Raw genomic sequence first — 3994 nt, forward strand, 5'->3', positions numbered from 1 at the left:
TGTAAGATCGGGACGGGGTGGCTTCGGTGGCATGCCGACATGATGCGGCAATTGGCAATAGTTTACAACAGCTTATTGCCGTGTTCCCTCAGGCTGAATAGTTACAGTTAAAAGAGCTTTTGCAAAGTTCGACCGTCGTTAAGTCACCAGTTACTGGAATAGACGGGGGGCAATTCGTGCGGACTGTCGATGTTGGACGTGAGATTGGTTTAACAACTAAAAAAGAAGGTGGTGCGCCTACCTCGGTTATTACCGTATTCACAGATCGTGGAGGTAATTTAATTACTGCTTATCCGGTAAGGGGAGTAAAGAAATGAGTGATCGTTTTAAAGGAATATGGTCGAAATTTCAAGAGAATATTCGAAATTTGGATGAGGGTGCGAGTCCGCGCGAAATTCTAGACGTAATTCTGGATTGGCTCCGGAAGTATAAAGAATATTTTTTGCGACCGCCATTCAGTGATTATGGATTTAATCGATTTATAACTTTGGATGCGTCAGATTATCCCGTTGAAATATCATTAATGCGTGGCGAAGAATTCCATTTTTTTAAAAAACTAGTCTTTAATCAACAAGGAAAAGATAAGGAAAGCATTGCGCGGATTTTACGAGATACTTTTGAGATGTTGCTCGTACTTGAGGTGGATGAAAAGTGCGCTAATTGTGGTCGCGACGGATTGGGTGTGTATTTAAACGAGGAAAATGCCAAGCTGGTATATGAATGCAAGCAATGTGGCATTGCAAAATACACTGATGGAGCGAAATTGGACGGCGGGCACTATGTATTTGCTAAAACGGTTGATTTGATTAAAGAAAAACTCATATAGATTGGACATCTTGCAAAACTCAAAAACTGCAATGGTGCGCACTGCAATGTCCGCTCCAAGCGCGGCATTTTTGAAAAAACCAGTTTTAACGGATCATTTCATCCTCCAGCGGCGCGACGGCGCGGCCGGCCTCGCGGATGGTTTCGTCGATGACGCTGGTACTCAGCCGCAGGTCGAACAGTTCGGTGAAGAATTCCCGGATGCGCGCACGCGACAGGCGCATGCGCAGCGCCAGAAAGAATGGCACCGGCCAGATGCGGGCCGATCAGGCGCCATTGCCCCAGCGCGACTGCGGCCTAGAACGGATCGTCCGGGGCCGCGTGGTGCGGCGCGTGTGTCACATGTCCGCAGTCGCAGGTGCTTGCGTGAAGCAAATGGCGGCTCACCCGCAACCGCAGCCCGGCAACGCCGTCGATCGTGGTGGCGATATCGATTTCGTCCCAGCCGGTATAGGCTTGGGCTCCTTCGTGTAGCAGGGCATGGCCGCACACTGCGCATTGGTCGGCGAAATGGGGAACCGTCGCGTCGATGGCGAGTTGCTGGGTGCGGCCGAAGCCTTGCGCACCCGGTTGCTTGCCAGCCTTCCTGGTGTGCGATTTCCTGCTCGGCGAGCGGGACTTGCCATGGTTGGTGACCGGCGCGGCTTTGCCGTCATGGGCCGTGCCTTCGGCCTCACTTCCCGTCGGCGGCGCGGCGCCATCCGTGTCGCTTGATGCCGACTCCGGCAAGGCAGCAACGCCATCGCCCACCTTGAACACAACACGCAGATCGGGATAAGAAATGGTAAAAACGGAACCGTTTCTGGAGCTCATAACGCCGACGCATTTCTTGAGTCCATTGTAATAGAAGGCGGACTGATACATAATACGATTACTGATTCAAAATTCCTCGGACTAATTGAATATCAATTACCTAAAAAAGACTCAGCACAAAAAATTGTTGATGGATTTAAGCCAATGCGCACCAAAACGGTATATGATCCGAAGGTTTTGTCTGACCAAAAAATCGCTGAAATGTCGAGCAGAGCTGCGATTCAGGCAGAACCATTTTTCGCAGCAAATCCGCTTAATCGCGAATTTACTGCAAAAATAGATGGATATTTTTTTCAGGTAACAACCGATGCAAAAACTGGGAAGGCTATTAATGCCTTTATCACTCTGCCCCTAGGAAATAAGAATGAATAACGATGAGAACTGGCTGGTTACCGTTAAGGCGGCATTTGATGAAAAAGGCGCTGGCGGAGGGGATTTTTATTATTTGCTCAATACTATGTTGAATGAAGGTAAGATGGCTTTTCCTCAACTTGTCTTAGATGCAAGTGGCGGTATTGGCTGCAATGTTCATGAAGGCTTGAGCTATTCGCTAGATCAAGATTGGGATGATTCTGATTTTTTTGGTGAAGTGGTTTTTTTTGTCGGTGAAATGGAAAGTTCAAAATTAAGTGTTGGTGAATATATTCATCTAATAAAAGTTGCCTCGGACGCGTATTGTTCTCATTTTCCGATTGATTCGGAAGCTGTAGCGAGAAATGTAGCTCGTTTAATTTCGAGGTATCAGAAATAGTTTTCCGGGCAGCTCGAAAAAGGGTAACTATTCAGCCTGAGTGAACACGGCAATGAACTGTTGTAAACTATTGGGCACCTCGAATTACCGGTAAATCCCGCGTAATCGCCGGTCGCGATGCCGGCAAATGCGTTTTTGATGTCAGACCGAGCCGCTTCCGGCCCATTTTATGGGCGCTGAACCTCATTTTGTGCCGTCCGGACGGACTGCGGGCGTCAGAACGCCTCGACCCTGGCCTCCTTCAAGTAGACCAGGCGCCGCAAATTGTAAGCAGCGACCTTCCAATTGAGCTGCAACGTGGCGCGCGCCAACCCGATCGTGCACAGGCCCTTGCCCCCCATCTCGGCCAAGCCGGCAAACACATGCTCGATCCGGGCGCGGGTCTTGGCGATGCGCGTATTGCGGCGCTTTTGGGTTTCCGAAATTGGCTTGCCCTTGCTTCCTTTGCGCTGGATGTGCATGCGCCATCCCTGCTGTGTCAACCTGTCCTCGCGCGCGCCATCCACGTAGCCCTTATCTGCCAGGACGTTACGATTGGTATTCGATGGGTCGAGCACCGCCTCGAAATGAAGGGTGTCATGCTCGCTGGCCGTGCTGACCTTGATCTTGCATACCAGCTTGTAACGCTTGTCTGCGTTGGCCGATACCTTGTAGCCGAAGTAAGACTTGCCATGCTTCTTGGTCCAGCGCGCATCCATATCTTTCTGGCGGCGCTTCGCAGGTGTCCACTCGACTGGCATGGCACCTTCTCCAACGAGCGCCTTCTCCTCTTTGCTCATCGATTGCTTCGGCGTCTGCACGATGCTCGCGTCGACCATCTGACCGCCACGCGCAATATAGCCATGCCTGAAAAGCTGACGCTTGACGGCGTCAAAGATACTCTCGATGGCACCAGCCTTGAGCAGACGCTCCTTGAACGTCCAGATCGTTGTGCGGTCCGGTATCTGACTACTGGAACGCACTCCCACAAAGCGCTGGAAGCTCAGGCGGTCGAGCAACTGGAATTCCATTTGTTCGTCGCTCAGGTTGAACAGCTGCTGGACCAGCAGGATGCGAACCATCAGTTCGGTCGTGAATGGAGGACGCCCGCCGCGTTTGCGGCTGGGGCGCGTAGCTGCTTCGTCAACGGCATCGGCAAGCGCGATGAAGTCGCCATGCTGCTCCATCACCTTGAGCGCATCACCAAGCTTGTTCAGCTTGGCTTCGCGTTCTTGGTCGGCAAACAGACTCGTCTTGATCATGAAATTAGGTCAGCAACGTGGAGCCGCTATGATGCCACGGCTGGGTCGGTTTTTCGAGGTCCCCTAATGTAGTCGCAGTCAGCGCGAACGGCGTTGTCCAGAATGGGCAACCCAGCGTGTCGCCGTTGGCGGTGAGGCTGCGATCAACACCTACGGTGCCGCTGGCGGCACCAAAATCGGCGCGCAGGCAGCCGGTACTGCCGGCGGCGCCGGCCCGGTCTCGACCGACGCCCAGCAACAAGGCAGCGGCGGCGCAGCGGACGTTACGGTTGGCACGAGCGCCCAGCCCGTCGTCAAGGGCCAGGTGGCAGGCAATGCCCTGCCTGGCAGCGTCATCGCGGGCAATGCGCGCGCAGCGCAGCAG

General features: G+C 52.7%; 7 protein-coding genes. 3 read left to right on the forward strand and 4 right to left on the reverse strand.

All coding sequences use genetic code 11. The features are described from left to right. The first annotated feature begins 313 nt into the window (after positions 1–313). The gene (locus PO883_RS33925) at positions 314–826 is read left to right on the forward strand and encodes a hypothetical protein (protein ID WP_289313717.1); all 513 of its coding nucleotides are present in this window, start codon (positions 314–316) and stop codon (positions 824–826) included. Positions 827–911: 85 nt separating this feature from the next. Here the strand turns inward: PO883_RS33925 and PO883_RS33930 are convergent, their stop codons facing one another. Beyond that, positions 912–1073 (reverse strand): hypothetical protein, encoded by a 162-nt coding sequence (locus tag PO883_RS33930; RefSeq protein ID WP_167092846.1) that lies wholly within the window; start codon positions 1071–1073, stop codon positions 912–914. A gap of 49 nt (positions 1074–1122) precedes the next feature. After that, positions 1123–1689: a hypothetical protein gene (locus PO883_RS33935; RefSeq protein WP_289313718.1), complete on the reverse strand. Its 567-nt coding sequence runs from the start codon at positions 1687–1689 to the stop codon at positions 1123–1125. Positions 1690–1782: 93 nt separating this feature from the next. On the opposite strand from PO883_RS33935, the gene PO883_RS33940 reads away from it, so the two are divergent. After that, complete coding sequence (locus PO883_RS33940; protein WP_289313719.1) at positions 1783–2010, forward strand: hypothetical protein; 228 nt, start codon at positions 1783–1785, stop codon at positions 2008–2010. Continuing rightward, positions 2003–2389, forward strand: coding sequence for a hypothetical protein (locus tag PO883_RS33945; RefSeq protein ID WP_289313720.1), 387 nt, complete (start codon positions 2003–2005; stop codon positions 2387–2389). Before PO883_RS33940 ends, PO883_RS33945 begins: the two co-directional genes overlap by 8 nt. Positions 2390–2604: 215 nt before the next feature. Here PO883_RS33945 and PO883_RS33950 read toward each other — a convergent pair whose 3' ends face one another. Further along, a complete protein-coding gene (locus PO883_RS33950; RefSeq protein WP_289313721.1) occupies positions 2605–3630 on the reverse strand; it encodes an IS5 family transposase in 1026 nt (341 codons plus the stop codon). A gap of 4 nt (positions 3631–3634) precedes the next feature. Beyond that, positions 3635–3994, reverse strand: a 360-nt coding sequence (locus tag PO883_RS33955; RefSeq protein ID WP_289313722.1) for a hypothetical protein, incomplete at its 5' end; no start/stop codon positions are given.

This window comes from Massilia sp. DJPM01 (genome assembly GCF_030348125.1).
Taxonomy (GTDB): Bacteria; Pseudomonadota; Gammaproteobacteria; order Burkholderiales; family Burkholderiaceae_D; genus Telluria_A; species Telluria_A frigida.

What these genes read in the sequence shown, in the direction of transcription:
- PO883_RS33950 (WP_289313721.1), bottom strand. Translation starts at nt 3,630, where the DNA reads ATGATCAAGACGAGTCTGTTTGCCGACCAAGAACGCGAAGCCAAGCTG.
- PO883_RS33935 (WP_289313718.1), bottom strand. Translation starts at nt 1,689, where the DNA reads ATGTATCAGTCCGCCTTCTATTACAATGGACTCAAGAAATGCGTCGGC.
- PO883_RS33940 (WP_289313719.1), top strand. Translation starts at nt 1,783, where the DNA reads ATGCGCACCAAAACGGTATATGATCCGAAGGTTTTGTCTGACCAAAAA.
- PO883_RS33945 (WP_289313720.1), top strand. Translation starts at nt 2,003, where the DNA reads ATGAATAACGATGAGAACTGGCTGGTTACCGTTAAGGCGGCATTTGAT.
- PO883_RS33925 (WP_289313717.1), top strand. Translation starts at nt 314, where the DNA reads ATGAGTGATCGTTTTAAAGGAATATGGTCGAAATTTCAAGAGAATATT.